Origin of the sequence: Sphingopyxis sp. KK2, assembly GCF_001990265.1 — a bacterium.
Lineage (GTDB): Bacteria > Pseudomonadota > Alphaproteobacteria > Sphingomonadales > Sphingomonadaceae > Sphingopyxis.
The window spans coordinates 1-3,208 of record NZ_LYVN01000238.1; the positions used below are offsets into that span (position 1 = coordinate 1).

Annotated in this window: 5 protein-coding genes; 2 read left to right on the plus strand and 3 right to left on the minus strand. The window is 70.0% G+C overall.

The window, feature by feature from the left end; all coding sequences use genetic code 11:
* Both B1A78_RS21085 and B1A78_RS21090 read left to right on the plus strand, forming a co-directional pair.
* A partial coding sequence (locus B1A78_RS21085; protein WP_179102121.1) for an arylamine N-acetyltransferase occupies positions 1-476 on the plus strand: 476 nt, incomplete at its 5' end.
* 60 nt (positions 477-536) lie between these two features.
* Entirely contained in the window at positions 537-1,394 is an 858-nt protein-coding gene (locus tag B1A78_RS21090) for a TauD/TfdA family dioxygenase (protein WP_077148813.1), read from the plus strand.
* Here B1A78_RS21090 and B1A78_RS21095 read toward each other — a convergent pair.
* From B1A78_RS21095 to B1A78_RS21105, 3 genes are all read right to left on the minus strand, one after another.
* Positions 1,391-2,215 (minus strand): ThuA domain-containing protein, encoded by an 825-nt coding sequence (locus B1A78_RS21095; RefSeq protein WP_144037950.1) that lies wholly within the window; start codon positions 2,213-2,215, stop codon positions 1,391-1,393. The genes B1A78_RS21090 and B1A78_RS21095 overlap by 4 nt on opposite strands.
* Positions 2,215-2,802 (minus strand): hypothetical protein, encoded by a 588-nt coding sequence (locus tag B1A78_RS22435; protein WP_077148815.1) that lies wholly within the window; start codon positions 2,800-2,802, stop codon positions 2,215-2,217. The genes B1A78_RS21095 and B1A78_RS22435 overlap by 1 nt, the downstream gene beginning before the upstream one ends.
* On the minus strand, positions 2,799-3,208 hold a 410-nt coding region (locus tag B1A78_RS21105; RefSeq protein WP_218668020.1), incomplete at its 5' end, for a nuclear transport factor 2 family protein. The genes B1A78_RS22435 and B1A78_RS21105, both read right to left, overlap by 4 nt.

Below are 3,208 nucleotides of genomic sequence, written 5' to 3' on the forward strand. Positions count from 1 at the left end.
TGCTGGGCGGGCGGGCGTGGCTGGTCGACGTCGGTTTCGGGTCGGCGGTGCCCGCCGCGCCGCTGGCGATGGATTTCGCCGGGGTCCAGCCGACCCCGCACGAACGCTATCGCATCGTGCCGATGGGCGCGGTGTCGCGGCTCGAGGCCGAGCTCGGTGGGACATGGACCGCGCTCTACGACTTCGAGCATCATGCGCCGCCGGCGATCGATTATGAGGTCGGCAACTGGTATACCGCGACGCATCCGGCGTCGCATTTCACCCACCAGCTGATGGTCGCGCGCACCACAGCCGAGGCGCGCTATGCGCTGGGCAACAACCGGCTGACGATCCGCCGGCTGGACCGCGAGGCCGAGCATCATATCCTGTCGGCCGACGGAATCGCGGCGGCGCTGGCCGAGCATTTCGGGCTCGCGGTCGAACCCGGCTGGCGCGCGGCGATCGAGCGCGCGGCGGCGATGGAGGTGGCGGCCTGACTTGACTCGCGCAGTCGGCGGTTCCCTAATGCCCCGGCACGACAAGGCCGGGAGAGGATCATGAACCAGCTCGTTTCGCAGCGCGTCTTCGCGCGGCTGACCGTCGCGCCGCTGACGCCGTCGATCGGCGCCGAGATCGGCGGGATCGACCTGCGCGTGGCGCAGGACGACGAGGTGATCGGGGAGATTCGCGCCGCGCTGCTGGCGCACAAGGTGATCTTTTTTCGCGATCAGTTCCTCACGCCGGCCGAGCATATCGCCTTTGCCCGGCGCTTCGGCGACCTCGAAATCCATCCCGCGACGCCGAAGGACCAGCCCGATCCCGAGGTGCTCCACATCGCGCACGGCCCCGATTCGAGGGGCAAGGAAAATGCCTGGCATTCGGACGTCACCTGGCGGCCCGAACCGTCGCTCGGGTCGATCCTGCGCGCGGTCGAGGTGCCGCCGGTCGGGGGCGATACGCTGTTCGCCGACATGGCGGCGGCGTTTCGCGGCCTGTCGCCGGCGATGCAGGACTGGTGCCGGGGATTGACCGCGGTGCACGACATCGCGCGCGTCTTTGCGGGGCGGCTGAACCAGAGCGCCGACGAACTGCGCGCCAAATTTCCGCCGCAGGTTCATCCCGTGGTGCGCACCCACCCCGAAACCGGCGAACAGGCGCTGTACGTCAACACCGCCTTCACCAGCCATATCGAGGGGCTGGCGGCGGCCGAGAGCGATGCGTTGCTCGCGCATCTCTATGCGCAGGCCGTCGTGCCCGAAATCCAGTGCCGCTTTCGCTGGGCGGCGGGCTCGATCGCTTTCTGGGACAATCGCGCCGCGCAGCATTATGCGGCGTCGGACTATTTTCCCGCGGTGCGGCGGATGGAACGGGTGACGATCGCGGGCGACCGGCCCTTTTACCGCGACGAGCGCTAGCCGCAGCCCATCCCGTCCTGCCGCGCCGCCCAGCCGATGGCGCCGTCGAGCAGCTTCAGATGCGCGGGGTCGCTCCACGCCTCGGCCTGGTGGCCCAGCGCCGAATAGAAGATGCGCGCGCGGCCCTCGCAGCGCCACCAGATGAGGGCGTGGCCGGTGAGCCCCATTTGCAGCTTCGGTTCGAGCCGCACGTCGCCCTCGTCGAGGCGCGCGAGGATATGCGCATCGGCGGCGGGTTCGGCGTCCCAGCTGTAATATTCGTCGGTCCAGCGCCAGCGTTCGGGGAGGTGCCGGGTCGCCGGATGGCTGCGGTCGAGCAGGGCGATGTCGGCGGCCTGGAACTGGTCGGCGCCTCCGGGGTGGCCGATGAACTGGCCGTTGCCGCGCATTTTCACGAACCAGTCGGGATGGCTGCCGTCGCCCGCGCTGTGCAGCCCGACGAAGCCGCCGCCGCGCGCGAGAAAGGCTTGGAAGGCCGCGCGCTGGTCGGGCGTATAGATGTCGCCGCTGGCGTTGGCGAAGACGATGACGTCGAATTTGGCGAGGTCGCGTGCGTTGAAGACCGCGGCATTTTCGGTCGCGAAGCTGCTCCAGCCGCGCGCCTTTGCGAGGCTTTCGATCGCGGGCACCGCCGCTGCGATGCTGTCGTGGCGATAGCCGTTTGTCTTGCTGACGATCAGCACCGCGGGATGCGCGAGGTCGGGGACGGCGGGGGCCACGCTGTCGAAGGTCGGCGCCGGGCGGCGCGGGTCGGGAGCGGGGCTTTGCGCCGTGCCGCTCACCGACAGGAGTGCGAGCGAGACGAGGAGCGCACGGCGCATCATTCGGCGCCCGCCGCGGGTGCGGCGTCGCCCTCCGCCTCGCGCACCTCGATCGCCGTGGTCGATTCGGCGGTGACCCCGGCATGCTCGTCGGTGACCGCGAGATGGACGCGATAGGTGCCGAGTTTCTCGCCGTCCTCGATCACCATACCGATGCTGTTTGGCGACAGGATCAGCCGTTTCGGCGGCGGCGCGGGCTGGTCGTCCCAGATGGCAAAGGCCATCGGATCGCCATAGGGGGCGCCGTCGGGATCGGTGATCGTGACCCGCGCGGTCAGCCGGCAATTGCCCGCCGCATCGGCACGGCAACCGTCGAAGATGATGAACTGGCTGAGCGGACGGTTGCGTGTCGTGCGGTTGCCGGTCGGGAGCGTCGGCGGCGTCGGTCGCGCCCATTCGGCGAGGAAGGCGTCGGGATCGGCGGTCCAGAGCTGGAGGATATGGAGGTCGCCGGCGCGTCCCTCGCCCTCGACCATCTTCGGCCCGGCGGGCGGCGGCGCGGCGAGCGCATTTGTATCGGGGGCCGCGTGCGCGGGCGCCGAGGCGATGCCGAGCAGCAGCGCGGCGAGAGTCAGGACGGTCTTCATTGCGCGGCCTCGCGCGGCTTCATGTGCCACATTGCGTTGACGATCACCCAGCGCTCGCCGAATTTGCCCATGTGGAAATAGTCGACGAACCACGGCGTTTCGACGCGCACCGCGGCGGCGTTGCCCGCGACGTCGAGGATGCGGCAGCTGCGGTTCCATTCGGCCGGCGGCGTCTTGAGCGCGCCGCGCTTCGTGAGGTCGACGAGTTCCTCGCGGCTCATGCGCTGGAGGCCGAGGCGCTCGTCGGGGGTGTCGCCGAGGACGCGGCGCTTGGCGAGGTCGGGGTGAAGCGCGCGCTTCACCCGCTCGGGATCGCCCGCGAGCTGGCCGTCGACATAGTCGAAGCAGGTCGCCTCGATCGCCGCGAGGTCGGCGGCCGGCACATGGGCGAAGGTGGGCGCGGGGC